The 25,678-nt window shown below is 71.9% G+C and carries 13 protein-coding genes; 5 read left to right on the forward strand and 8 right to left on the reverse strand.

Annotated elements, in window-relative coordinates; translation table 11 throughout:
* Positions 1-24: 24 nt before the first annotated feature.
* Positions 25-5,724, forward strand: coding sequence for an Eco57I restriction-modification methylase domain-containing protein (locus IE108_RS03460; RefSeq protein ID WP_064729837.1), 5,700 nt, complete (start codon positions 25-27; stop codon positions 5,722-5,724).
* A 68-nt stretch (positions 5,725-5,792) separates the two neighbouring features.
* Here IE108_RS03460 and IE108_RS03465 read toward each other — a convergent pair whose 3' ends face one another.
* Together IE108_RS03465 and IE108_RS03470 are read right to left on the reverse strand one after the other, a co-directional pair.
* Positions 5,793-6,005 (reverse strand): DUF397 domain-containing protein, encoded by a 213-nt coding sequence (locus IE108_RS03465; protein WP_064729836.1) that lies wholly within the window; start codon positions 6,003-6,005, stop codon positions 5,793-5,795.
* Positions 6,002-6,871 carry a helix-turn-helix domain-containing protein gene (locus tag IE108_RS03470; RefSeq protein ID WP_064729835.1) on the reverse strand — a complete coding sequence of 290 codons (870 nt, stop codon included), beginning with the start codon at positions 6,869-6,871 and terminating at the stop codon, positions 6,002-6,004. Before IE108_RS03470 ends, IE108_RS03465 begins: the two co-directional genes overlap by 4 nt.
* A 449-nt stretch (positions 6,872-7,320) precedes the next feature.
* Between IE108_RS03470 and IE108_RS35195 the strand changes: the two genes are divergently transcribed.
* From IE108_RS35195 to IE108_RS03485, 3 genes are all read left to right on the forward strand, one after another.
* Positions 7,321-7,506, forward strand: a complete 186-nt coding sequence (locus IE108_RS35195; RefSeq protein WP_308433738.1) for an ATP-binding protein — start codon at positions 7,321-7,323, stop codon at positions 7,504-7,506.
* 175 nt (positions 7,507-7,681) lie between these two features.
* A complete protein-coding gene (locus IE108_RS03480) occupies positions 7,682-14,959 on the forward strand; it encodes a DEAD/DEAH box helicase (RefSeq protein ID WP_064729834.1) in 7,278 nt (2,425 codons plus the stop codon).
* Positions 14,956-17,316, forward strand: a complete 2,361-nt coding sequence (locus IE108_RS03485; protein ID WP_079163664.1) for a UvrD-helicase domain-containing protein — start codon at positions 14,956-14,958, stop codon at positions 17,314-17,316. Before IE108_RS03480 ends, IE108_RS03485 begins: the two co-directional genes overlap by 4 nt.
* A 295-nt stretch (positions 17,317-17,611) precedes the next feature.
* Here the strand turns inward: IE108_RS03485 and IE108_RS03490 are convergent, their stop codons facing one another.
* Positions 17,612-18,139 carry a hypothetical protein gene (locus IE108_RS03490; RefSeq protein WP_064729833.1) on the reverse strand — a complete coding sequence of 176 codons (528 nt, stop codon included), beginning with the start codon at positions 18,137-18,139 and terminating at the stop codon, positions 17,612-17,614.
* Between the two features lie 600 nt (positions 18,140-18,739).
* On the opposite strand from IE108_RS03490, the gene IE108_RS03495 reads away from it, so the two are divergent.
* Positions 18,740-20,257, forward strand: coding sequence for an AAA family ATPase (locus IE108_RS03495; RefSeq protein WP_064729832.1), 1,518 nt, complete (start codon positions 18,740-18,742; stop codon positions 20,255-20,257).
* Positions 20,258-20,710: 453 nt separating this feature from the next.
* Here the strand turns inward: IE108_RS03495 and IE108_RS03500 are convergent, their stop codons facing one another.
* From IE108_RS03500 to IE108_RS03520, 5 genes are all read right to left on the reverse strand, one after another.
* Positions 20,711-21,304, reverse strand: a complete 594-nt coding sequence (locus IE108_RS03500) for a DinB family protein (protein WP_064729831.1) — start codon at positions 21,302-21,304, stop codon at positions 20,711-20,713.
* Between the two features lie 42 nt (positions 21,305-21,346).
* Positions 21,347-21,787, reverse strand: coding sequence for a VOC family protein (locus IE108_RS03505; RefSeq protein ID WP_064729830.1), 441 nt, complete (start codon positions 21,785-21,787; stop codon positions 21,347-21,349).
* A gap of 113 nt (positions 21,788-21,900) precedes the next feature.
* Positions 21,901-22,458, reverse strand: coding sequence for a dihydrofolate reductase family protein (locus tag IE108_RS03510; RefSeq protein WP_064729829.1), 558 nt, complete (start codon positions 22,456-22,458; stop codon positions 21,901-21,903).
* An 85-nt stretch (positions 22,459-22,543) separates the two neighbouring features.
* On the reverse strand, positions 22,544-23,398 hold the full coding sequence (locus IE108_RS03515) for a patatin-like phospholipase family protein (protein WP_064729828.1): 855 nt from the start codon (positions 23,396-23,398) through the stop codon (positions 22,544-22,546).
* Between the two features lie 115 nt (positions 23,399-23,513).
* The gene (locus tag IE108_RS03520) at positions 23,514-25,436 is read right to left on the reverse strand and encodes an FAD-dependent oxidoreductase (RefSeq protein WP_064729827.1); all 1,923 of its coding nucleotides are present in this window, start codon (positions 25,434-25,436) and stop codon (positions 23,514-23,516) included.
* Positions 25,437-25,678 lie beyond the last annotated feature (242 nt).

The following is a 25,678-nucleotide window of genomic DNA, read 5'->3' on the forward strand; positions in this document are numbered from 1 at the left end:
GAGCAGTCCGCAGGAGCCTCAGGCATGACGTTCGACTCCCTGATCAACGAGAACGAGTACTTCCCCTCGTTCTATCTGGACGACATCCTGCCCAAGGAGCTGGCGAGCGGTCCATTGAAGGAGTGGGCGGCGCTGGAGCGGCAGGGTGCGACCACGCCCCGGCAGGCGCTGCGCGACCTGACCCGCCCGTACATGGACGTACGGGCCGTACTAGGTCCGGAGGCAGACAAGTACAACCGGCTCCCGTACGCGCCCGACATGGCCGCGCAGCTCGCGGCGACCGTGGTACTGCGAGCGGTCGGCCCCGACGCCGATCCCCCGGCCTTCCAGCCCGCGGAGCCCGTCACGGACGACCCGGACGAGCCGTACGTACCGGACGTGGAGGACGAGTGGCGCGAGGCGCTGGACGGCTGGCACCGCCGGCTGCTGTCCGCCCTCGGGTTCGCCCCCTCCCCCGGTCACTTCACCGTCCGTACTCCGACCGGGCCCGTCGCCGCCCCCGTCGCTCATCACGAGCCCGGGATCGTCGTCCTGACGGGTGGGTTCGCGGAGGATCTGGACGCCACCCGGGGCGACGGGACCGCGAACCTCCTGCCGGTCCCGGTACGGCTGTCCGCGTCGAAGACCCTCACCACCGTCCGCGAACTGGCGTCCTGGCTGCTGAGCGCCAAGAACGCGCCCCGGTACGCGCTGCTGCTCTTCGGCGGCGTGATGATCCTCGCCGACCGGCACGCCTTCTCCCGGGGCCGCTATCTGGCGGTACGGCTGGACACCGCGCTGCCTCGCAAGGCCGCCAAGGGGGCGCGCGCGAACGAGATCGACCTGATCGCGGCGGTCTTCGCGGCGGATTCGCTGCGGCCTGGCGAGGGCGGCACGGACGACGGCATCGCCCGTCTGGTCTCCGCCTCCCGGGACCACTCGGTGGGGGTCACCGCCGAACTCCGCGTCGGCCTGCAGAAGTCGGTGCAGCTCATCGCCAACGAGGTCCTGGAGCGGGCCCGTACCGAGCACGGCGTGCACCCCGAGGACCTGCCCGAGTGGCTGCCCGACGAGCTGCGTGAGCCGGGCGACCTGCCGCGCCTGCTCACCGAGGAGTCGCTGCGCTACCTGTACCGCATCCTGTTCCTGCTGTACGCGGAGGCCCGGCCGGAGCTGAACATCCTGCCGGTGAAGTCGGAGGCGTACACCACCGGTTACAGCGTGGCCCGGCTGCGCGAGCTGGCCGTGCCGGACAAGCTGGGCAGCGCCTCACGCCGGCGCCACCATTTCCACGAGTCGCTCGCCCTGCTCTTCGACCGGGTCTACCACGGGCATCCGCTGGCCGGGACCGTCACCGACCGTGCCTCGGCCTCCGTACTCGCCGAGGAGGCGCCGGCGCTGGCCGACGACGACGGCCATGACGACGTCCGCGTGGAGGCCCTGCGCTCCCGCCTGTTCGACCCCGGGTCGATAAGGCTGGTCGGCCGCCGCGTCCCCTACCCGGACCGGGTGCGCCCCGACGGCTCTCCCGCCCCGGCGACCCCGCTGGACCTGCGCCTGCGCAACGAGGTGCTCCACCAGGTGCTGCGCCATCTGACCCTGGTGGAGGGCAAGGGCAGCAAGGGACGCGGAGGCTTCATCAGCTACGCCAACCTGAGTATCGACCAACTCGGCGCGGTGTACGAGGGCCTGATGGCGTACTCGGGTTTAGTCGCCACCGAGCCGCTGTACGAGGTCGCCAAGGGCGGCGACCCGGAGGGCGGGAGCTGGCTGATCAATCAGGCGCAGGTGCGTTCCGGACTGTATCCGGACACGCCGGGTGACAGCGTCTTCGTCAAGGCGGAGGGCATCAATCCGGAGACCGGCGTACCGGACTCGGTGGTGCACCCGGTGGGTTCGTACGTCTACCGGCTGGCGGGCCGTGAGCGGCAGACGAGCGCCTCCTACTACACCCCGAAGTCTCTCACCGAGGCCACGGTGGAGCAGACCCTGCGCTTCCGGCTCGACGACAAGGGCCGGATCGACCCCCGTGAGCCGGAGAAGTCCCGGGTCACGGCCGCCGAGGTACTGCGCTGGCGGGTGTGTGAACCGGCTCTGGGCTCGGGCGCGTTCCTCAACGAGGCCGTGAACCAGCTCGCCGAGCTGTACCTGAGGCTGGCCCAGCACGAGCGGGGCGAGCAGATCGACCCGGAGGAGTATCCGCGCGAGCTGCAGAAGGCGAAGGCGTACATCGCCCTGCACAACGCCTACGGCGTCGACCTGAACCGTACGGCGGTGGAGCTGGCGGAGATCTCGTTGTGGCTGAACACCATGTACCCCGGGATGCGGGCCCCTTGGTACGGGTTGCACCTGCACCGGGGGAACTCGCTCGTCGGCGCGTCCCGGAAGGTGTACCCGGGCAAGGGGCTGAGCGAGGGCGGCTGGCTGAAGGCCGGGGACCAGCAGAAGCCGCGTGCGCTGCCGTTCCCCCAGAAGCTGCCAGGACGCGCCGTGCACCAGTTCCTGCTGCCGGCGCTGGGCTGGGGCTCGGTCGCCGAGTCCGTGTCGGTGCGCAAGCCGAAGAAACATGCGGCGGACCAGACGCCGGTGAGTGTGGTGGCTGGGGCGGTCGCGGAGTGGCTGGAGCCGGAGCGGATCGAGGCGCTGAAGCGGTGGCGGTCGCGCATCCGGCGGGCGCCGGAGGGCTCGAAGCCGTCGAAGCGGGCGGCTTCGGGTTCGGGTGCGAGTACGTCGGCTGCTGCCGTGCAGGTGGTCCGGGTGACGCCGCAGGAACGGGCCGCGAAGTCGGAGGCCCGGTCCGGGCAGGGGGCGTTCGAGCTGGGGCTGGAGATCTGGGAGCAGGCGGGGCTGGACTTCGGCGGTTCCGGGGAGCCGGAGAGTTCCGGTGGCGCGCAGGGCTCCGGGCGCTCCGGTGCCCGGGCCGTCCCGGCCGCTTCCGTGCCGTCGGCTCGTGCGGCGCGGGCCCAGGTGTCCGCCCGGACCGCCACCGCCGGCGATGAGGACGACGAAAGGCCCGGCGGGCGGTCCCAGACCGGCCGGCTGATGGCGCTGGCCGAGCGGGTGGAGTACCTGTGGGGCCTGGTACGGCTCCGTCTGGAGCTTTCCGAGCGGGAGATCTCGCGGCAGGTTCCCGTGTGGGGCGCGGACGCGCCGTCCGGCGAGACGGGCGGGCCCGTCATGGACCGTGCGGCGGTCGTCGCCGCCCTGCGCGCGCCCGGCAGCCCGTACTGGCGGCTGCGGCAGCTCATGGACGCCTGGTGCGCCCTGTGGTTCTGGCCGCTGGAGCAGGTCGCCCTGCTGGACGGCACGGCACCGGACTACTTCCGTGACGGCCGGGACCTGAAGAAGGCCCCCCGGGGCGGCGGCGACCGCCGAGTGGCCCTGCGGTCGCTGGACGACTGGATCGAGTTCGCCGAGGCCCTCGTCGGCCGCGTCGACGCCGACTCCGAGGCGGAGGCCAAGGCCAAGGGGACGACCTCGCTCTTCGAGATGCCGAAGGTGACCGGCCTGCGGGACCTGGACACCTTCGAGCAGGAACTCGACGGGCGGATGACCCGCCTGTCGGCCTGGGTGTCCTTCCTCGACCTGGGCGACCTGTTCCCGTGGCACGGGACGGCCGTGCAGATCGCCCGGGACCGGGGGTTCTTCCACTGGGAGCTGGACTTCGCCCACGTGTTCGCGGAGGGCGGGTTCGACGTGATGGTGGGGAATCCGCCGTGGGTCAAGCAGGAGTGGAAGGAGAGCGAGGTCCTCGCCGAGTTCGAGCCGTGGTTCGAGCTGGCGGAAAAGCCGGGCAACGAGGCGTGGGCCGAGCGGAAGTCGGCGGTGCTGGAGCGGGGGGACGCATGGGCGGCATTTTTGGGGGAGCTGGCGGGGGCGGCGGGGACGACCGAGTTCCTGGCTTCGCCGGACACCTGTCCGGAGCTCGTCGGGACGCAGCCGGATGTGTATCGGGGGTTCATGCTGCTCTCGTGGAGGGCGACGGGAGAACGCGGGGCCGTGGGGCTCATTCACCCGTCCACCCACCTGACAGGCGCCAAGGAAGGCCCCCTGCGGCGCGCCGCCTATCAGCACCTGCGGCTGCACGCCGACTTCGTGAACGAGTTGTATCTCTTCGCCAAGCCGGTCGACCACAGCACGCACTTCAGCGTGAACGTCTACGGCAGGAAGCGGGCTGTCGGCTTCCAACATCTCAGCTGGCTGGTCCACCCGTCGGTGCTCTCCGAGTCGCTGCGCCACGACGGTGAGGGGGATACTCCTGGGATCAAGCACGAGGGCACCTGGGACACGCGCCCTCATCTGAAGCGGGTCGTGACCGTGAACGAGGCGACGCTCACCGACTGGCAGAAGCTGACGGGTGACAAGGAGGGGCCCGCCGAGGAGGCCAAGCTGCTGTTTCCCGTGACCGTGTCCGAGGAGTCTGCCATCTCGGCACTGGCCAGGTGGCCGCACCGGCTTGGGGCGCTCCGGCCGCGTATCAGCCCCGGTTTCCACGAGAAGAACGACCGTACGGCGGGCTACTTCACCTGGGATTCCGGCCCGGCGGAGGCGTGGGAGGACGTGATCTTCCAGGGGCCGTTCTTCGGCATCGCCACGCCGTTCGCGAAGCGGCCGGTGGAGGGGGCGCGGACTTCGCTTCAGATGGAGCCCTGGGATGTCGCGGGGCTTGCAGAGGACGCGGTGCCGCGTACCAATTACCGGCGGGCCACCTCCAAGTCACGGTTCGTGAAGGCGCAGGATCGATGGGTTGACCATGAGCGACTGGCACAGCTCCGATCGTCGAGAACCGCCGTGAGTGCAGCGGAAGCCGACCTGCTAATTAAGCAACCTGCTCTCGCTGGCGACCCGACAGCACACAGACAAGCCGTGCAGGACCTTCTTGCATCGGCAGCAGAGCGTCCGTCCTCAGAGTTTTTCCGCATGGCATGGCGACGTCAGCAACGACCAAAGAACGAGCGCAGTGTCTTCGCATCCCTGGTTCCCCCAGGCCCCACCCATGTACACACTGTGTACAGCTGGGCAGGGAAGTCCCCGCTCGAAACTGTGATGAATGCCGGATTCTGGGCCGCTCTACCGCTCGACTACTTCATCCGCGTAAGTGGACGTTCAGACATCCAGAAGGCCGAAGCGCAGGTTATGCCTGCACCCACATCACATCACCCTCTGCAGGATGCGCTGGTACTCCGAGCACTCAGACTTAATTGTCAAACCGCCGCCTACTCCCCCCTGTGGAATGGCCTTTACTCGGCAGCTTGGTTGCTCGACGAGTGGGCAATCTTCTCAGGCGGGGAGACAGCATGTGCACCGCTTGCTGCAGGAATCAGCCCGACATGGGATGCCAATACCCCCTTGCGCACCGAGCTGGAGCGGCGTGCCGCCCTGGTCGAGATGGACGCCCTTGTGGCCGTGTGGCTCGGCGTCAGCGCGGCTGAATTGGCCGCCATTTACCGGGCCCGCTTCCCCGTACTTCAGCAGTACGAGGAGAACATGTGGTTCGACGGCAGTGGGCGGCGGATCGCCGAAGCGCATCAGCAGCACGGTTACGGTCAGCCCAAGGACGCGTGGAAGCAGCTCACTTCGCATGAGGACTTCCCGCTCAAGGGCAACGTACCCGAGGGGTACGAAGGGCCGCTGTACCGGGCGAACCGAGTGGAGGAGATGCGGGCCGCGCACAAGGAGTTCGAGCGACGGATGCGGGCGGCCGGCTGGGAGCCCGGCGACACCGAGCCGCCCGGAGAGAAGTAGATCTTCGGCGCCGCATAACGTGAGCCCTGCCACCGAGACGGGTGGCAGGGCTCACATCCTGCGGTGAGTCACACACTCAGGTCCGTGACGGCCAAGGCGACCAGCCCGGCCCACGCCTGCGGGGAGACGGTCATGATCGCGTCCGTCGGTCGCTTCGAGTCCCGTACGTGGACCGTTCCGGGGGCGGTTGCGACTTCCAGGCACTGGCCCCCTTCACCGCTGCTGTAACTGCTCTTGAACCAGGCAAGGCCCAGCGACTGCTCGCCCATCCTGTAGGTCATGTCTCTCCCAGCAGCTTCTCGATGAACGTCAGAGATTCACGGGGCGGTAGTGCCTGCGCACGCAGGATGCCGTACTGCACTTCCATCTCCCTCACCGTCTCACGATCGGTGTAAAGACGGCTGTGACGCTGCACCTCCACGTAGGCCATCCTGCGGCTCTCGCGCGTCTCGATCAAGGTGAACGGTCCCGCCAGACCGCCATGTTCCTCTCTGTCGTGAGGCATGACCTGGATCTCGACGTTGCGATGCTGCGCGTACAACAGAAGCTGCTCCAGCTGACCGCGCGTGACCTCTCGTCCGCCAATCGGTCGCGTGACCACGGACGCCTCGATCACGAAGCTAAGCGTCGGCAGAGGCTTGCGCGCAAAGATCTCCTGGCGGAGCATGCGCGCTGCGACCCGTTGCTCGATCGTGTCCTCGTCCAGGGGTGGACGCCTCATCCGGAACACCGCTCGTGCGTAATCCTCGGTCTGTAGGAGGCCGTTGACCACGTGAGTGTCGTAGATGTGAAGTTCGACGGCCTCGGCCTCCAACTTCGCCGCGTCCCGGAAGAACGCCGGATACTGCGCCCGAGCCACCTCCTCCTTCAGCGCCCTCAGCACCCCGCCCGCGCCCAGCGCCTCGTCCGCCCGCTCGATGAACCGGGGCGGCGGGATGCGGCGCCCCTGTTCGTAGGAGGCGATGCTGGAGGCCGAGTAGCCCAGCCGGCCGCCCAGTTCCGTACGCTCCATGCCCGCCGCCGTTCTCAGCAGCTTCAGCTGGCGGCCGAACGCGGCCACCACCCCCGTACCCGGATCGTCCTCCGGCCGGGAGCCCGTCTCCCCCGCCGTGTCCTCCACGTCCGTGCCCAGTTCCGTCGGCTCCATCGGCCCTCACCCGCCCGTCCCGTACGCCCAGCCCCGCCGACAACGTCGCCGACGGCCGCGTACAACCGGCCCGCGTCAGCGCGTCACCACTGGTCACGCTACGCGACCGGCCCGAATGCTGTCCGCATGACGAAGGAAACCACCCCTGGCACCACTCTCACCGGTGACCCCGAACCCCTCATCCCCATCCGACACTTCGGGATGCGGTTCAGCTGTACCCCGCGCGGCGCCCGGCTCGCCCGGCGGCTGGCCGGAGTGCGGCTGGACGCGTGGGGGTGGGCGTACGGCACGGTCGCGCACGACGACGTGTCGCTGATCGTCGCTGAGCTGTGCGCCAACGCCGTGCGGCACGCGCGGGTGCCCGGCCGGGACTTCCGGCTGGACCTCGGCGCGCACCCCGCCCCCCCGACCCCGGCGCCGCCCCCGGCGGGAGGCCCGTCGTCCTCCGCGTGGCCGTCACCGACACCGTCGGCGAGCGGCTCCCCGTCACCCGTCCGGTCCGGCCGCTGGACGACACCGGGCGCGGACTCGCGATCGTGGCGGCGCTCGCCGCCCGCTCGGAATGGCGGCCCCGGGAGAGCGGGGCGCCGGGGAAGACCGTGTGGGCGGAGTACGCGGCACCGGTCCCCTCCTGACGGGGTTGGACGCCAGTCAGGTCCGGCAGGCCCCTCACCAGTCCGTTCCGGCTGATTCGTTCCTTACTGTCAGTGCTCACACGTAAGGTGGTGGAGATCGTGTGCGGGGCGGCGGGGCCGGGGTAACCGTCGGCGGGCGTCCCGTGTCTGGCCGTACGGGAGGGGCGCGACCGCCATGAGACCCACACTCGCCGCGCAGGCGCTGCGCGACACGGCGGTCGAGTACCTGACCACCACGTTCGCGCTGGCCGAACCGGCCACGCAGGAGGCGCTCACCGACTTCCTCACCGATCCGGCCGACGGGCTCTTCCGGGGGCCGTACCTGCGCATCCGGCGGCCGTTCCGGTCCGCGCCCGGCGGCTGGGAGCGGCACCTGGACTGGTGGCAGGACGGTTTCCGGCCGTACGCGCATCAGGCGGAAGCCTTCGCGCGGCTCACCACCAAGGACGGGCATGCTCCCCGGCCCACCCTCGTGACGACCGGTACGGGGTCCGGGAAGACCGAGTCGTTCCTGGTGCCCGTGATCGACCACTGCCGCCGGGAGCGGGCGGCGGGACGGGCCGGCGTCAAGGCGGTGCTGCTGTATCCGATGAACGCGCTCGCCGGGGACCAGGCGGGGCGGCTCGGCAAGCTGCTGGACGAGGACCCGCGGCTCGCCGAGGTGACCGCCGGGCTGTACATCGGCGAGGCGAGCGCCCGGGGGACGGCATCCCCTTACGGGCGGGTGATGGTGGACCGGGCGGAGATACGCCGTAATCCGCCGGACATCCTGATCACCAACTACAAGATGCTGGACCTGCTCCTCCAGCGGCAGCTCGACGCCCCGCTGTGGGCGGACGCGGACCTCGCGTACGTGGTGATCGACGAGTTCCACACCTACGACGGCGCGCAGGGCACGGACGTGGCGATGCTGCTGCGGCGCCTCGGCGCGGTCGCGGGGGCGGCCGAGGAGGGGCGGCCGCTCGGGTCGGTGTGCCCGGTGGCGACGTCGGCGACCCTCGGCGAGTCCGGGCCGGAGGCCGATCCGCAGACCGCGGGGGCCGGCGGGGCGCGGGCCATGCTGGACGTGGCCTCGCGGGTGTTCGGCACGTACTTCCCCGACGACGCGGTGATCGGGGAGGACCGGCGGGAGCCGGGTGCCTTCCTGAAGCCGCTGGACGCCTCGCTGCCGCCCGTGCCGCCGCCCGGCGAGATGGCCGCGCTGCCCGACCCGGCGGCCACGGCCGGCGGGATGGACCGGCTGGCGCGGGCCGTGCTCGGCTGCGACGCGTCCGACGCCCGGGAGCTGGGGCGCCGGCTGCTCGCGCACCCGGTGACCCACGACCTGCTGGCCACGGGGGTGGATCAGCCCCTCACCTTCGAGGAGGTGCTGCGGGGCTTCCCGGCGAGTTCGCCCTGGCGTCTTGCGGTGGAGCAGGACCCGGTGACCGCCGTGGAGGCGCTGGCCCGGTTCGTGGCGCTGGTCTCCGAGGCCCGCGATCCGGACGCCCCGGACGGGGAGCGGCGGCCCCTGCTGCTGGTCGAGAGCCACCTGTGGGTGCGGTCGCTGTCGCGGGTGCTGCGGTTCGTGGCGCCCCGGCCGGTGTTCTCCTGGTCGGACGCCGACCAGGCCGCCGCCTCCGCCGTGGCGTCGGCCGCGCAGGAGGAGCGGCGGCGTTCGGTGCGGCGGTCGGGACGGCTGCCGTCGGCTTACTGCCGGCACTGCGGGCGGTCCGGGTGGAGCGCCGTGTGCCCCGAGCGCAACCCGTCCGAGCTGGTGACCGCCCCCGACGACGTCTACCGGCTGAGCGCGGGCGGCGGCGCCGGGAAGGCCCGGGTGCGGGCGATGATCGCGGCGACGCCCGCCGAGGCGGCCGAGGAGGCTCGCCGGGCCCTCGCGCGGGCCCGGCGGCGGCGTGCCGCGGCCTCGCGGGACGCGAGCGTGCTCGTCCTGGAGGACAACGGGGAGCGGCTGCGGCCCGTCGACCCGGACGAGGTGCTGCTGCCCGGCGACCGGATCGCCGACGCCCCGGACAAGGGGGTGTTCGTCAAGATGTGGTATCTCCAGTCGGACGCCGACGAGTTCGCCCGGCAGGACCGCTGCCCGGCCTGCGGTCAGGCGCAGGGCATCCGTTTCCTCGGCGCGGGCGTCGCGCCGCTCGCGTCGGTGGCGGTCACCCAGTTGTTCACCGGTGGCGAGCTGCCCGCGAAGGACGCCGACGGCAACGACCGGCGCCGCACCCTGGTCTTCAACGACTCGGTGCAGGACGCCGCGCACCTGGCCGGGTTCGTGGCCAGCCGGGCGTGGAAGTTCTCCCTGCGTTCTCTGGTGCACGAGCAGCTGACCGAACAGGCGGCGGGGAAAGCGGAGTTCGCGAAGGACGGCGTGCCGCTGAACGAGCTGATCGCGGCGCTGGTGCGGCGGGCGTCGGTCGACAAGGAGAAGCTGCTGGCCTCCGTCGTCCCGCCGGACCTGCACGACGTGGACGGGGTACGGCGGCTGCTGGCCGGGCGGAAGCGGCTGCCGAAGGGCACGTGGAATCTGGTCGGTGAGCGTCTGGCGTTCAACACACTGCTGGAGTTCGGGCTGCACGCCCGGCTGGGCCGCACCTTGGAACTGACCCGGACCGTTGCCGCCGAGGTCCACCTGCCGGACCCGGGGACGACGGCCAGGACCGCCGAGGCCCTCTACGAGGAGGTCCTGCGGCAGCAGCTGCCGTTCGACGAGGCGGCACCGGCCGAGGGAGCCCCCGCCCGCCCGGAAGCCGGGGACGGCGGCTCTGACGGCGACTTCGGCAACGCCCCGGACGGCGGCCCGGGTGACGCTCGGGACGCCGGCCCGGACGCGGGCGTCCCGGTCGGGGTGCCCGCGGCGGGGCCCGAACGGCTGCGCCGCTTCGAGGGGTTCGTGCGCGGGCTGCTGGAACACGTCAGGGTCAGCGGCGGGATACGGCACGCCTGGCTGGACACCTTCATCCGCGAGGAGGGCCGCAACCGCTACAGCGTGTGGGGCGGTCGCCCGGAAGGAATGCAGGCGTTCGGGCGGGGCTCCGAGGCCCCGGCTTTCGTCCTGGTCGGCGCCCGGCCCGGCCGGACCGACTTCGAACGGGTCGACACCCGGGAGAGCTGGTACACCGACTTCACGGCCCGCTGCCTGGATATGGACCGCTCCCTGGCCGGCGACTACCTGGCCAGGCTGCTCCCCCGGCTCGCCGAACCGGGCATCGGCGCGCTGGCGTACCGGCGTACCGGCGAGCAGCGCGCCGGACGCGGCCAGGACCGGGCCGGGGTGTACGGGCTGACCCCCGGGCACGTCCGGGTGCGTCCGCTCGCCGACGACGAGACGGCCGACGCCGCGCTGGTGTGCCGCGAATGCGGCTGGACGCAGACCGTGCCGCCGGAGCGGGTCGGGGTGTGGGCGGGGCTGCCCTGCCCGCTCAAGGGCTGCGCCGGCGCCCTGCGGCGGCCCCCGGCGGCGGACGCGGGGCGGGCCGGACGTGACTTCCGCGGCGACTACTACCGCCGTCTGTACCGGGAGGCCGACCCCTACAACGTGGTCGCGGCCGAGCACACCGGCCTACTGACCCGCAAGGAACGCGAACAGGTCGAGAAGGGCTTCCGCGAAGGGGTGCGGCACACCGACCCCAACGTGCTGTCCTGCACGCCCACCCTGGAGCTCGGTATCGACATCGGCCAGTTGGAGGCGGTGCTGCTGGCCTCGCTGCCGCCGACGACCGCGGCGTACGTACAGCGGTCCGGCCGGGCGGGGCGCTCCACCGGCAACGCGCTGCTGGTGTCCCTCGCCGACACCAGCCCGCGCTCCCTCTACCACCTGGCAGAGCCCCGGCACCTGATCGCCGGGCGCATCCTTCCGCCGGGCTGCTTCCTGTCCGCCACCGAGCTGCTGCGCCGTCAGTTCACCGCCCATCTGCTCGACCTCGCGGGGCGGGGCAGACTGGAGGGCGTGCTGCCGCTGCCCGACCGGGCGACGGCACTGTTCGGTCCGGCGGGCTGGCTGCGCCACTTCGCACGGGCCGTCGTCGGCCGCACCGACCTGGTGGACGACTTCCTGCGGCTGTTCCCCGAGGTCGAGGGGGTCCCCGACTCGGGAGCCTCCCGTGACGCCCACAAGGAGCTGCGCCGGTACGTGGAACCGCTGCCCGACGCCGGTGACGCGGCGGCGCGGTCGCCCGAGCGGTGGCTGGCCTGGCGGCTGCGGGACGCCGAGAGGGTCTGGGAGGCGGAGCGGACGGAGCTGGTGGACCGGCTCGCCGCGATCGCTGAGGCCGCCGAGGCGTTGCACGACACCGTCGAGGACGAGGCCCGCGAGAAGCGGACTCTGGGCCGGGAGGCCGGGGCCGTGCGCGGGCAGTTGCAGACCCTCGCCCAGTCCGGCGCGCAGGCGTTCCTCGTCGAGCGGGGACTGCTGCCCAACTACACCCTGGTGGAGGACGGCGTCCGGCTGGAGGCGGTCCTCACCCGCAAGGAACCGGCCCGGCGGGCCCGGGGGGCGGACGGGGAACGCGCGCCGAAGAGCCAGTGGCGCACCGAGACCCGCCTGTACCACCGGCCCGCCGAGGCCGCGCTGACCGAACTGGCACCGGGCAACTCGTACTACGTACTCGGCTACCGGCACGAGGTCGACGGGTTCGACCTCGGCGCCCGGCCCCGCGGCGGCGAGCAGACCAAGGACGGCACCGGGGAGGAGAGCCGCCCGGCGATCGCGGTGTGGCGGGTGTGCCCGGAGTGCGGTCACGTCCGCACCGGACGGGACGCCGAGGCGGACACCTCGCCGTGCCCGCGCTGCGCCGGGCCCGGCATCGGCGGCCGGTCGGCAAGGTTCTCGGTGATCGTGCCGCGCAAGGTCACCTCCCGCGACCGGCGGGACGACGCCCGGATCATCGACGACCAGGAGTCCCGCAGTCGCCGCTACCACTCGACGGTGACGGCGGTCGACGTCGACCCGGCGGCGGTCAAGGAGAGCTGGCGGCACGAGAGCGCCGTCTTCGGGTTCGACCACGTACGGGAGGCGGTCGTACGCCGTTTCAACCTGGGTAGGGCCAGGCCGGGGCGACGTCCGGACACGTTCTTCGCCGGGCGTGAGGTGAGCGTCAGCCCGTTCACCGTGTGCCCGCAGTGCGGCGGGGCCACCGACCGGGATGCGGGGCATCCGCCCGTGCAGGAGCAGGTGAGCGAGTCGATCGCGGCCCGGCCCGAGCTGGCGCACCACCGGCCCTGGTGTCCCACCCGTCGCCGGGCCCGGCCCGTGCAGGCGGCGGACGCGCGGGTGATCACGTGCGCCGAGCACCGCACCGAGGCCCTGCGGGTCCTGCTGCCGGCCGCGACCCTGCAGGTCCCCGAGCGGCTGGCGTCGTTCTCCGCCGCGCTCCACCTCGGCCTGGCCCTGCGCTACGGCGGCGACCCCGCGCACATCCGCTCCGCCCCGACCGGCGAACCGGACCGGGCGACCGGCCTGACCCGCAACCACCTGGTACTGTACGACTCCCTGCCCGGGGGCACCGGCTATCTCCAGCGGCTCGTCGAACGCAACGGCGAGGAGTTCAGGGCCGTACTGGCCCGCGCCCAGGCGTATCTGCGCGACTGCCCCTGTGGGAAGGAGCCGCGACGCCGCGCCTGCCACCTGTGTCTGCTCGGCTACGCGCCCGACCGGGACTACCCCCTGCTCGACCGGCGCGAGGCCCTGTGGATGCTGGACGACGTCCTCGGCGTGGACGGGCACAGCCGTTGGGACGTCCGCCGCGCCCGCAGGGAACCGGACGGGCGGGCCCGAATCGGTGAGGGCGGCGAGGATGTGGACCGTCGACGTTTCGCGAAGCAGGCGCAGAGCGACCTGGAGCGGCGGTTCATCGACTGCCTGGACCGGTGGCTGGAGAGCGCCGCCGACGGCGCCGGGGTCGAGCACGAGGACACGCCGACCGGTCGCCAGGGCAAGCAGTTCACCCTGCGCGGACGGGACGGTTCACCCGTCCACTGGGAGGTCGTCGCGCAGAAGCCGCTCGACGCCCACGGCACGGTTCCGGACCTGCTGCTGCGCCCCGCGGGCGACACGGCCACCGGTGACGGGCCGCGCCCGGTTCCCGTGGCCGTGTATCTCGACGGCTACCGCTGGCACGCCTCCGAAGCCGTCAACCGGATCGCCGGGGACGCTGCGAAACGCGCCCGCCTGCGGGCCGACGGCACGCTGGTGTGGCAGATCACCTGGGACGACGTCATCGCCTGGGAGAAGGAACTGCGCGAGCGGTCCGGGCGCGTCGGCGGCGCCGACGCGGACGAGGCAGCAGGAGCGCTCGCCCCCGCGCTGGCCGGGCCGCAGGCACGGGGCGCCTGGCCTCCGTACCCGGTGGACGGCGACAACACGCCGGGCGGCAAGGCGCGCGCCCGGTGGGTGCGGCAGCGGCAGGACCCGGCGTACATGGACCAGCTGTTCGCCGGTGCGATCCCCGCGCTGCTGGGTTTCCTGGCCGATCCGGACCCCCGCCGGTGGCAGGTGCTGGCACGGCTCGCCGTGGCGGGCCTGATGAGCATGGCGCGGCGCGAGGACGTCGTCGACGCCGGGCCCGAGGCGGCGGTGCCGTGGGTGGAGGCCGCGCTGCGCGGCGAGGAACGCCCGGCGGTCGGCGGGGACTCGGGCGGGCTGCGGCTGTATCCGGTACGCGACGGTTCGGGGCTGCCCCTGCTGCTGATCGGGGACTCCCGCGTCAGACCGCAGGGGCTGAGCGCACTGGCGGTCCTCGACGACCGTCCGGAGGCCGTCGCCGGTGACGGTGCCGAGCACCGGCGGCGCTGGAAGGCGTGGCTGTGCTGGGGCAACGTCCTGCAGTTCCTCGACCCGTCGGGCGAAGGCCGGGCGGACGGACTGCAGCTGGCCCGCACCGCGCTGGACGCATTCGACGCCAGTCTGCTGGCCGCGACCGCCGGACAGGCCGGCGGGCTCCTGGCCGCCCTGGGCGAGGACCGGCAGGGTAGCGGGCTAACCGATATCGGCGCGGTCCCGGCCGGGGGCGACGCGGAGCCCGGGCGGGGTGCCGGGCCGGGCGCCGGCGTCCGCCTCACGGGCTCCCGCACCGGTGCTGCGGTCGCGCACGCCGACGCCACCACACCCACGGCTCTGGAGCGGACGACCGCCTGGCAACTCGTGCTGCGGGAGCTGTCGTACATGGGTGACCCGGCCGTCGAGAAGCTCGCGCTCGCGCTCGCGGAGCGGGGTGACGTACCGCCGCCCGAGGCCGGGTGGGACACGAGTGGCGTCTCCCGCCCGCTGGAACTGGCCTGGCCCGCGGCGAGGATCGCCGTCGTCCTGGCCGAGGACGCGCAGGACACCGGCTATCTGTCCGAGTGCCACGCCGCGGGCTGGCGGGTCGGGGACGCGGGTGCCTGGGACGAGACCGAGCTGGCCGCCCTGGTCCGCCAGGCACGGTCCGGCGCGACGGACGAGGGAGGCGAAGGAGCGTGAACACCCCGGTCAGGACACAGGTCATCCCGACCCCGCAGGCCAACGAGGACATCAAAGGCCTGGCTCCCGGCGACAAGAACGCCGTCGGCGACTTCGTCCGCAGGTTGCGCGACGACCGCTCCAACCGCGCCCTGCGGCTCACCCCGCTGCGGGACACGGGCCGCAACGGCCGGCTCTTCCTCGCGAGGGTCGACAGCCGCGGGACGGCTCTGCTGCTGGAGACCGACGAGAACCGCTTCAGCCTCCTCGCCGTGCGGGTCGGCGACACGGCCCGTGACGAACTCGCCCGGATCACCGTGGAGATCAACGAGATCTCCGGGGGGGTCGAACTCGTGGACCAGAGCGTGGTCAGCCGTGAGGTCGTCGCGCTTCCGCCCCGAGAGGACGCGGGCGACACCGGGGGCGGGTCGCCGTCGCCGGCCGACGGCACCGCTCATCCGGCCCCCCGGTCGCTGCCGGTGCCCCTGTTCGCCAGGCACGACGACACGGGCCTGCTCCGCCTCGGCGTGTCCGCCTCGCTGCTTCCGGCGCTTCGGCGGATCACGGACCGGGCACAGTTGGACGCGCTGCTGGGCCACAACCTCCCCGCTCTCACCCGCGACGTCCTGCTCGCCCTGAGCGACGGAATGGAGCCCGCCGACGTCCGGGTCCACATCACCGACGCCTGGCGCGCCGACGACAAGGTGGATCCACACGACTGGGCGAAGGCGGCACGCCGTCCGGTGTCCCGGGTCAGCACCGAGGACGCCGCCGTGCTCGACGCGCTCGGCGACGGGTTCGAAGCCTGGCGGCTGTTCCTCCACCCCGAGCAGCACCGCCTGGCCACCACCTCGTTCAAGGGGTCGGCCAAGGTGACCGGCGGCCCCGGGACCGGCAAGACGGTGGTGGCGCTGCACCGGGTGCGTCACCTGGTGGAGCGGCTTCCTTCGGGGCACACCAAGCCGGTACTGCTCACCACGTACAACACCAACCTCGCCAAGGACCTTCAGGACAGGCTGTACCGGCTCGGCGGTGACGAGCTGGTGCGCCGGGTCGACGTGAAGTCGATCGACCGGCTCGCCCGGGAAGTCGTCCAGGAGACGCACCCCGGGTCCCCGCTCCCCCCTCCGCTCAGCGACGAGCAGGCGCTGAGCCTCTGGCACACCGTGTGCGCCGAGGCCGAGGAGTACGCGTTCGACGCCGAGTTCCTGGACTGGGAGTTCAAACATGTGATCCTCGCCCTGGGGTGCGGCACCGAACAGATGTACCTCCGGGCCAAACGCGAGGGCAGGGGCGTTCTGCAGCGTCTCCCGCGTCACCGGGTGTGGGAGCTGGTCCAGCGCTACCGGGCGCATCTGGACCAGCGACACCGCACCACGCACGCGCTCATCGCCGACGAGGCCGCCCGTGCGGAGGGCAGGCGGATGGCCAAGGTGACGGCGCAGGCCCGCTACAAGGCCGAACAAGGTGGCCTCGACCTGATCCACCGCGAGGCCGGAAGCGGTATGTGGCTCAGGCCCCGTTACCGGCACGTGGTCGTGGACGAGGCGCAGGACCTGTCCGCCTCCCACTGGCGCATGCTGCGCGCGATGGTGACTCCCGGCCCTGACGACATCTTCCTGGTCGGTGACGCCCACCAGCGCATCTACGCCCATCAGGTGGTGCTGGGACGGCTGGGCATCAGCACGCCCGGCCGGGCCTCACGCCGGCTGACCCTCAACTACCGGACCACGCGCGAAATCCTGGGCAGCGCGCAGGGGCTGATGACCGGCGAGCGGTTCGACGACCTCGACGACAGCCCGGACACCCTCGACGGTTACCGGTCCGTGCTCACCGGACTGGCACCGCAGTACTGGCGCGCCCCCGACTGGCAGACCGAGATGCGGGCGATCGCCGTGCTTCTCAGGGAACGCCACGACCGTTACGGAACGCCCTACGCGGCGATGGCGGTCGGTGTCCCGTCGCGGGACGCGGCCAGGCAGTTGGCCGTCACCCTGGCGAATGAGCGGTACGGCATCCACGCCTGCGAGATCGGCAGGGACATCCCGGCAGAGGTTGACGCCGTGCGCATCGGCACGTTGCACGGCTTCAAGGGTCTGGAGTTCCAACGGGTTTTCCTCGCCGGGGTGAGCGAGGGCCTGATTCCGCATCAGCGGCTCGAAACCTACCGGCACGAACAGGTGGAACGCTACCGGCAGGAGGAACAGCGGTCCCGTTCGCTGCTCTTCGTGGCGGCCACACGGGCACGCGACGAACTGGTGATCACGTGGAACGGGAAGGCCAGCCGTTTCCTCCCGGATCACGCCACAAGGAGCGCCGGGCACGCCACGGAACTTCTGGTGGACGACGGCCCGCCATCCGGATCGGCAGCGGCATAGTCGGCCAGGACAAGCGGCTCGCACGGCCTGGCCGAGTGCTCTTCGGAAACCTCTTGACTGCTTGGCTGCGTTCTGAGCCGGCTGCCGCCGACGGCAGTTCGGCCTGCCCCAGCGACCAGCAGCGGGCCACGCGCAACCCGGCTTTCGTGACCGCCTCGGTCCACTCGTGAGCACCATCGGCATCCATCAGACGCGCCACCTGCTCGGAGCCCAGCAGGTCCAGCACCCTTGGCGTCTCGTCCGACTCGGTCAGACACAGAGCGAGGCGCTGCCCCAGCAGCGTCGCGGCCACCGCCTACCGTTCCATCGCCAGTGCGCGCCGGTAGGGGCGGAGCGCCAGCGCCACCGGACCCGCGCACAGGAGGCCCGCGTCCGACTCCGCGCTCTCCGTCGCGTCGGACAGGGACAGCAGCCCGGCACGCTCCGCGTACGGCAACCGCGCCAGTTCCTCCAACTCTCCCCGCACCGCCTGCGCGTCCCGAACGTCGACACCGCGCGCTCGCAGCAGGCCGCCCCAGAAGCGAGGGCGCGTCAACTCGCGCGGGTCGCACATCACCGGCAGGTGCTCCTCAGCGCACGTGTCGATCGCCTCGCGCAACCGCGCGTGCCGCTTGGTGTTGAGCCGCCCGTCCGCTCTGGTGCGGTCCCCCAGCACGCGCAGTACCGCGAGTGCCGCGCCCTCCTCGCCCGGTGCGACGGACAGGAACCGTGGCAGCGCCTCGAGCAGCACGGCCCGTACCAGGTCGGGGGTGGCCTCGGGCAGCCCGTCGCGCACCTTGGCGCCGCTCAGGGCGAGCAGATGCACGACCGCGTCCGCTGCCACTGGATCAAGACGTTCGCCGTGCTCCGTGCCCCAGGAAAGAAGAGAGCAGACGGCCAGACCGGATTCCGCTTCGCGTGTCACCCGAACGCCGTACAGAGCCATTCCCGGCGTGGAGCCACTCCTGTCCGTCGCGCACTGCTCGCGGAACGCCATCAGGAGGCACACTCCCACGCCCTACAGGCCCGGTGTCGGCGCTGAGCAATGGAGAGCACCGATTGCATCCACTCTGCCCGGCAGGGACGCCGACGCTCCGCTGGGCGATCCGCGAATCCGACGGCCCACCCTCGGGCTTTCGGAGCGGGAGCATGCAGGAACTCCGCAGTCCGCTTCGGGCTGCCGTGGTCCGCTTGCCGGATCGCGGCAGCTCTCGGGCTGCAGCCCGGACGACGTTCTCCACAATGACTGCGGCCTCGACCAACTCGCCTCGATCACAGGCAGCCCACCCTGCGGGTCATAGCGAAGCCGGACGGACACGGCCGTCGGTCGGCAAAACCCAATGTGAGCGGGTAACACGCAGCGTGGCGCTGTGGGTGAGGAAGAGAGTTAAGCTCGACCTATACCAATCTTGTTTAGATATACCTAAACAGAAGAGGGAAGGTCATGGGTGAACAACTCACAAAGCCGGGGCGGCTGCTGGACCGCAATCACGAGTGGGCCCTCCTGAACGATTTTCTCGCCGATCCAGCCACCGAGCTGCGACTGGCCATCGTCTCGGGGCGCCGGAGAAACGGGAAGTCGTTCCTGCTCGAGGCGCTCGCTGAAGCGGTGGGCGGGCTGTACCTGACCGCTGTACAGGAGGAAGGCCGGGTTCCCGCGCTGCACCGGTTCACCGAGACGATCGCCGCGCACGCGGGTGTGCGGCCCGGGGCGATGCGACTGGACGACTGGCGGGATGTGCTCACCGCCGCGCTGGACGTGGTGAACCGGGCCTCGGGGGCGCCGCTGATCATCATCGACGAGCTGCCGTACCTGCTGCAGCACTCCCCGGAGATCCCCGGGTTCCTGCAACTGCTCTACGACCAGTCGCAGTCCGGCAAGGCGCCAGGCGGCCGGATCGTGCTGTGCGGCTCGGCGATGAGCGTGATGTCCGAGTTGCTGTCCGGGACCAAGCCGCTGCGCGGCCGAGCCGTTCTGGACCTGCGTCTGCCGGCCTTCGACTACCGCACGGCCCGCACCCACTGGGGGATCGCAGACCCGGCGGTGGCACTGCAGGTCGACTCCGTGCTGGGCGGCGCCCCCGGCTATCGGCCGCTGGCCGCCGGGCACCCCCCGCAGAGGGAGGCCGAGTTCGCGCCCTGGGTGGAACGCACCCTGCTGGACCCGGGACGGGCCCTGTACTCCCGGGTGGAGGCGGAGTACCTGCTGCGCGAGGACCCGCGGATCACCCACCGCACGCTGTACTACGACGTACTGTCCGCGGTCGCCCGGGGCGCCTCGACCCCGGCGAAGGTCGGCTCGATGCTGGAACGGTCCCGCTCCGCCATGGTCGCCCCGCTTGAGGTGCTCGAGTCCACCGGCTACGTCCACAAGGAGCAGGACCTGCTCAAAGCGCGGCACCCGGCCATCAGCGTGGCGGACCCGGTGATCCGCTTCAACCAGCTGATCACCCTGCCCATGGTGGACCTGGTGGAACGACGGCGCGGTGCCCAGGTGTGGCAGTCGTCCCGGCCGACGTACCACTCGAAGATCCTCGGCCCGCATTTCGAGGAGACCGCGCGCGAGTGGGCCCGCTCCTTTGCCATCGACGAGACGGGGCTGTCGCTCGGCGCGGTGGGCACAGCGGAGATCGCCGACCCGACCGCCCGGACCAAGCACGAGGTCGACCTGCTCGCCATGGCCCCCGGCGAACGCCCTCAAAACCCGCGAGCCGCCATCACCCTGATCGGTGAGGCCAAGGCCACCGTCCAACCCCGAGGACTCCAGGACCTCGAGCGCCTCGAACACATCCGGACCCTCCTCGCCGACCAGGGGCACCGGCCCGATGACGCGACCCTCGCCCTGTTCTCCCTGCACGGTTTCCATCCCGATGCCATCGAGGCCGCCAAACACCGCCGCGATGTCCTCCTGGTCGACATCAGCGCACTGTACGGCGAAGGCCCCATCCACGGCCTGACATGACATAAGCCGGGGTTGCGTGAGTCACGGGGGCGCCATGGGCCCAGCCTTGGTGGCCGACCGGGGCGGGATCGTCGCTGACCGGCACACGGACGCGCGACCACTGTCCCCAGTAGGATATTTCATTGCAGCGGGACATACGCGGGACGACGGGGCTAACATTCCGTCAGGCAGCTCGCTGACCTGCTGAAACGCCTGGGAACTGTCCGGCCTCCGGAGCCGTGTGCGCAGGTTCGAATCCTGCCGGGGGCACACTGTGTGAGTGTGTCCAAGACCCCGAATCAGGCGGAGACGCCGAGGTCGGGGTCTTCGTGTATGGGCGGGGCGTGGTGCCGCTCAGTCGGTGTACCGCCACTCCTCAGGGGGTGGGGTGACCCCGGAACGAGATGGTGTTCTGGGCGTCGGGCGTTCTCCCTGGCGTGGACGAGGTGACTCCGTCCCGGGGGCTTCGCCTCGCTAGCGGTGTCCTGTCTTGGCCGCTGCCGATCGGGCGGACCGTTCGAGGTTGGCGCGGTGTGCCGCTCGGGTCTTCTCGTCGGCAGGCTGTTCGTACTCCGGGCGCATTCCCGTGCGGCCGTCCAAGGTTTCGCGCAGGATGTCCGCGTGGCCTGCGTGGCGGGTGGTTTCGCCCAGGACGTGGAGGAGGGTGGCGAAGAGGTCGGTGTTGGGGTGGGGGTCCGGCCACCAGGGGACGTGGCCTGGGGTGTTGAGGGGGAGGGACGTGATGGTCGCGTCCGAGTGTGCCCATGTGCGTTGGTAGAAGGCCGTGATCCGCTCGCGGGTTTCGTGCTCCGTTGCCCAGTGGTCCTCGCCCTTGTGGGCCTGCCAGGGAGGCAGGGGTTCCGGGGAGGGGCGGGCGAAGACCTCTCCGAAGTATCTGGCCTCGACCGTGGCCACGTGTTTGACCAGGCCCAGGAGACTGGTGCCCGTCGCCGTCAGGGGGCGACGGGCGTCGTACTCGGAGAGGCCGTCCAGTTTCCAGAGCAGGGCCTCGCGGTCGCGGCGCAGTCTTCCGTGCAGGGTGTCCTTCATCGCCGAGTCGTCGGTCATGGCGAGTCAGCCTGTCATCCCCTCACCAAAGGCACGTGCGTTTCAGTGCAGTTGTTCCGCCAGGCCCACGATGATGCCCTCCGGGCCGCGGACGTAGCAGAGGAGGTAGCTGTCCTCGTAGCGGGCGATCCGGCCGAGGGGTTCGGCGCCGTGGAGGCGTAGGCGGGTGACCGTGTCCTCCAGGTCGGTCACGGCGAACATGACGCGGTGGGTGCCCAGGATGTTGTGGGGGCGGTTGCGGGGGGTGTCGGCCGTGGCCTTCGGGGTGCGGTAGCTCGACAGTTCCAGGCGGCTGTGGCCGTCGGGGGTCCTGAGCATCGCGATGTCGCAGTGGACGCCGTCCAGGCCGGTGCACTGGTCGGCGACGGGGCCCTTGACCTCGGTCCTGCCCTCCAGTTCCATGCCGAGTTCCTCGAAGAACGCGACGGCGGCGTCCATGTCCTCCACGACGATGCCGACGTTGTCCATTCGCTGAATTGCCATGGTGGTTTCTCCCTGTCGGTTGTGCGGGCGGCGGGCGGTGGTCGCCCTTCCGGGGCTGGGACGGAGCCGGTCGCGCGTTCTCGACATCCGTCCGGCGGGAGAATGCGGGCGGCTCACGCCGGCACGTACCGCGTCAGCACGATGCCGCCGCGGAACGGCTTCGCCTCGGCCAGGGTCAGTCTCGGGATCTCGAAGCCGTCCGGGAAGAGCCTGCGACCGCCGCCCTGGACCACCGGGTAGACGAAGAGGCGGTACTCGTCCACCAGGCCGGCCGCGATCAGCGTGTGGGCCAGCCGGATGCTGCCGGTCAGGACGATGTCCTTGCCGCCCTCCTGTGCTTTGAGGGCGCGGACCTCCTCGACGGGGTCGCCGCTCAGGATCGTCGAGTTGTCCCACATCGGGTCGGTGAGCGTCGTCGACACCACGTACTTCCGGACCTGGTTCAGGTACGCGGTGATGCCGGTGGGGTCGTCGGTCTGCTCCGGCCAGTAGCCGCGGAAGTCCTCGAACGTCCGCCTGCCCACCAGGAGCGCGTCGGCGTTCTCGTCCTGGCGGTGGCTCTCCTCCAGGACGTCGGCCATGTCGGCCTGGGCCTGGGGGTCGAACCAGTCGGTGAGCATCTCGATCGAACCGTCGACGGTGATGTTCTCGGTGATCGCGAGTGTGCGCATGTCGCTCCTCCGGGCTGTCGTGTCGGAGACCTCTCGTCCTCTGCCATGACACCCGTTCCGGGACGACTTCGCATGCGGCCCGCGGTTACTCCCACACCGCCCGTACGGCCTCCGCGTACTCCCGGCCCTGGCGCCGGCCCTCCCGTGCCGCCCCCGGGATCCGCGCCGCGTTCAGGGGGTTGCGCCCGAAGGCCCGCAGGGAGGTCCGGTCGGGGGTCAGCAGGGTGGCCCGGGTGCCCTGGGAGAGCAGGGTCCGCACCTGGGTGCGGGCGCTCGGCGTGGCTCCCGCCGCCTTGGGGATGGGCGCCATGACGACGACCCTCGCGCAGTCCGCGAGCAGGTCGGCGTTGGTCGTGGAGCGGACGCCGCCGTCCATCCAGCGGCCCTCGCCGATGGTGATCGGCGGGAAGAGGGGCGGCAGGGCGCAGGTGGCGGCCATGGCGTGGGCCAGGTCGACGCCGTCGGTGGCCGTGAAGCCCTTGGGCGTGCCCGTGAGGGCGTCCACCGCGAAGAGGCGCACCGGGCGGGCCGGCCAGTCCTCGACCGGGATGTGGGGGCCTATCGCCTCCAGGACCGCGGTCTCCGGGACGTCCCGTACGGAGAGGGCCAGGCGGGAGAGGTGGCGCAGCGTCCTGTCGGGGTCGCGCGAGCGCAGGGACGCCCACAGGTACCTCGCCGTCATCGAAAGGGTGAAGTCCACGTCGATCATGGGGCGTTGGCGGTTGATCTGCTCCGCGTAGAGGTCGGCCGGGGTTGAGCCCTTGGCCAGGTCGAGGGCGAGCAGGGAGCCGGCCGAGGTGCCGGCGAGGACGTCGGCGTCGCCGGGGTGGAGACCGGCGTCGGCCAGTCCCGCCAGGACGCCCACCTGCCAGCCGTACGCGGTCAGGCCGCCGCCGCCCATGACCAGTGCCCTGCTCGGCTCCTTCGCCGGCTCCCTCATCGCGTCCGCCCCTTGCCCAGATCGGTTCAACAAACGGGGACCACTCCCCGATTCGCTCGTCATCGCGACCGTAGCAAATAAGTGGGGAGTGGTCCACGTTTAGTTTCCGGGCAGGTCAGGGGCGGGACAGGACTGCCTTGACCACCTGGCGGAGCATCGCGTCGGGGTCCGGGGCCGGGCCCGGGGAGCGCCAGGCCACGAAGCCGTCGGGGCGGACCAGTACCGCGCCGCCGCGGGTGACGCCGTGGGCCTTCGCCCAGTCCTGCTCCTCGTCCTCCTGGACCAGGTCGGCCTCCGGGGTGCCGCCGACGCGGTACGGCTTCAGCGGGATCCGCAGCTCGTCGGCGAGCCGGGTCGCCGCCTCGTGCCAGCCGGTGGGCTGGGCCGCGTCGCTCAGCAGCACCAGGGCGTCCTCGTAGAGGTCCAGGGTGGAGACGCGGGTGCCGTCCCTCAGGAGCCACAGGTGCGGGGCCCTGCTGCCGGGCGCGCCGGTGAGGTCGAGGCCCTCCGGCACCACCGGGGTCGCCGGGTCGGCGCCGACCACCGCGCCCTGGGGGTAGCGGTAGCCGAGGGCGACGTTGAGGATGCCGCGCTGCGGGGCGCCGCCGCCGGGGCCCGCGCCGGGTGCCCCGCCGCCGGGGCCTCCGGGCGCGCCGCCGAAGCCGCGCAGGTCGCCGGGGCCGGCCGGTCCACCGGGGCCACCCGGCCCTCCGGCACCGGCCGGTCCGCCGGGACCGCCGGGCGCGCCGACGCCACCAGGTCCACCGGGTCCGCCCGGCGCACCGGCCGCACCCGGCCCGCCAGGACCACCAGGACCACCAGGACCAGCCGGTCCACCGGGCCCACCCGGCGCCCCTCCCCCCATCCCCGGCGGCGGTGCGAAGCCCGGGTGGCTGTGTTCCACGGAGCGGCCGGCGGCGCGGGCGCTGGTGGCCTCGGCGACCGGGCGGCGTTCGGCGTCGTACGTGTCCAGCAGGCCCTCGCCCGCCCAGCCCTCCAGGACCGCGGCCAGTTTCCAGGCGAGGTTGTGGGCGTCCTGGATGCCCGTGTTGGAGCCGAAGGCGCCGGTGGGGGACATCTCGTGGGCCGAGTCGCCGGCGAGCAGGACGCGCCCGGAGCGGTAGCTGCGGGCCACGCGCTGGGCGGCGTGCCAGGGGGCCTTGCCGGTGATCTCGACGTCGAGGTCGGGGTCGCCGATCGCGCGGCGGATGTGCTCGGCGCAGCGCTCCGGGGTGAAGTCCTCGACCGTCTCGCCCTGTTCAGGGTGCCACGGGGCGTGGAAGACCCAGTTCTCGCGGTTGTCGACGGGCAGCAGGGCGCCGTCGGCCCCCTCGGTGGTCAGGTAGCAGACGATGAAGCGGCGGTCGCCCACGACGTCGGCCAGGCGGCGGGAGCGGAAGGTGACGCTGACGTTGTGGAAGAGGTCGCCCGGGCCGCTCTGGCCGATGCCGAGCTGCTCACGGACGGGGCTGCGGGGGCCGTCGGCGGCGATCAGGTAGTCCGCCCGGATGGTGGTGTGCTCACCGGTGTCCCGGCTCTTGACGACCGCCGTGACGCCGTCGGTGTCGTCCTCGAACGACAGCAGTTCGGTGCCGAAGCGCAGGTCGCCGCCGAGGTTGGCGGCGTGGGTGAGGAGTTCCGGCTCCAGGTCGTTCTGGCTGCACAGGCACCAGCCGCTGGGGCTGAAGCGGGCCAGTCCGCCGCCCGGGTCCATCTCCTTGAACAGCCACTCCCCCGCGTCGCCCACCAGCGTGGGCGTCTGGAGGATGCCGTGGTTGCCGGCCAGCGTGGCGGCGGCCTTCCTGATGTCCGGCTCGGTGCCGGCGACCCGGAAGATCTCCATCGTGCGGACGTTGTTGCCGCGTCCCCGGGGGTGGATGGAGGTGCCGGCGTGGCGCTCCACCAGGGTGTGCCGGACGCCGAGGCGCCCGAGGAACACCGAGGCCGACAGGCCCACCAGGGACCCGCCGACGATGAGGACCGGGACCCGGTGCACCGCGGAGGCGGCACCCGGTGTCCGGTCGGCTCTTGCGTTCATGGTTCGTCCTCCGTTGTGACGTACGCGCGCCGTTCGGTGCGGCGGGCGCCGTCCTCGCTGTGGATCGACGTGCGTCCTCGTGTGCCGGACCGTCGTCGGGTGATTCACCCCGCGCCAGATGTGCGCCGGGGCCCTCATGCCTTCCACGCGCGCCGCGGCGGGGCCCGCGGCCGCCGAGGCTTTCACCCGCTTAACACTCCCGGCGCGCGGTCCTCGCGGGCACGGCAGACGATCGTGCTTGT

Origin of the sequence: Streptomyces parvulus, from assembly GCF_014648855.1 — a bacterium.
GTDB classification, from domain to species: domain Bacteria; phylum Actinomycetota; class Actinomycetes; order Streptomycetales; family Streptomycetaceae; genus Streptomyces; species Streptomyces parvulus.

Bases quoted from the DNA above. Each gene is read 5' to 3' on its own strand.
- IE108_RS03460 (WP_064729837.1), top strand. From the start codon at position 25: ATGACGTTCGACTCCCTGATCAACGAGAACGAGTACTTCCCCTCGTTC.
- IE108_RS03465 (WP_064729836.1), bottom strand. From the start codon at position 6,005: ATGACCTACAGGATGGGCGAGCAGTCGCTGGGCCTTGCCTGGTTCAAG.
- IE108_RS03470 (WP_064729835.1), bottom strand. From the start codon at position 6,871: ATGGAGCCGACGGAACTGGGCACGGACGTGGAGGACACGGCGGGGGAG.
- IE108_RS03480 (WP_064729834.1), top strand. From the start codon at position 7,682: ATGAGACCCACACTCGCCGCGCAGGCGCTGCGCGACACGGCGGTCGAG.
- IE108_RS03495 (WP_064729832.1), top strand. From the start codon at position 18,740: ATGGGTGAACAACTCACAAAGCCGGGGCGGCTGCTGGACCGCAATCAC.
- IE108_RS03500 (WP_064729831.1), bottom strand. From the start codon at position 21,304: ATGACCGACGACTCGGCGATGAAGGACACCCTGCACGGAAGACTGCGC.
- IE108_RS03505 (WP_064729830.1), bottom strand. From the start codon at position 21,787: ATGGCAATTCAGCGAATGGACAACGTCGGCATCGTCGTGGAGGACATG.
- IE108_RS03510 (WP_064729829.1), bottom strand. From the start codon at position 22,458: ATGCGCACACTCGCGATCACCGAGAACATCACCGTCGACGGTTCGATC.
- IE108_RS03515 (WP_064729828.1), bottom strand. From the start codon at position 23,398: ATGAGGGAGCCGGCGAAGGAGCCGAGCAGGGCACTGGTCATGGGCGGC.
- IE108_RS03520 (WP_064729827.1), bottom strand. From the start codon at position 25,436: ATGAACGCAAGAGCCGACCGGACACCGGGTGCCGCCTCCGCGGTGCAC.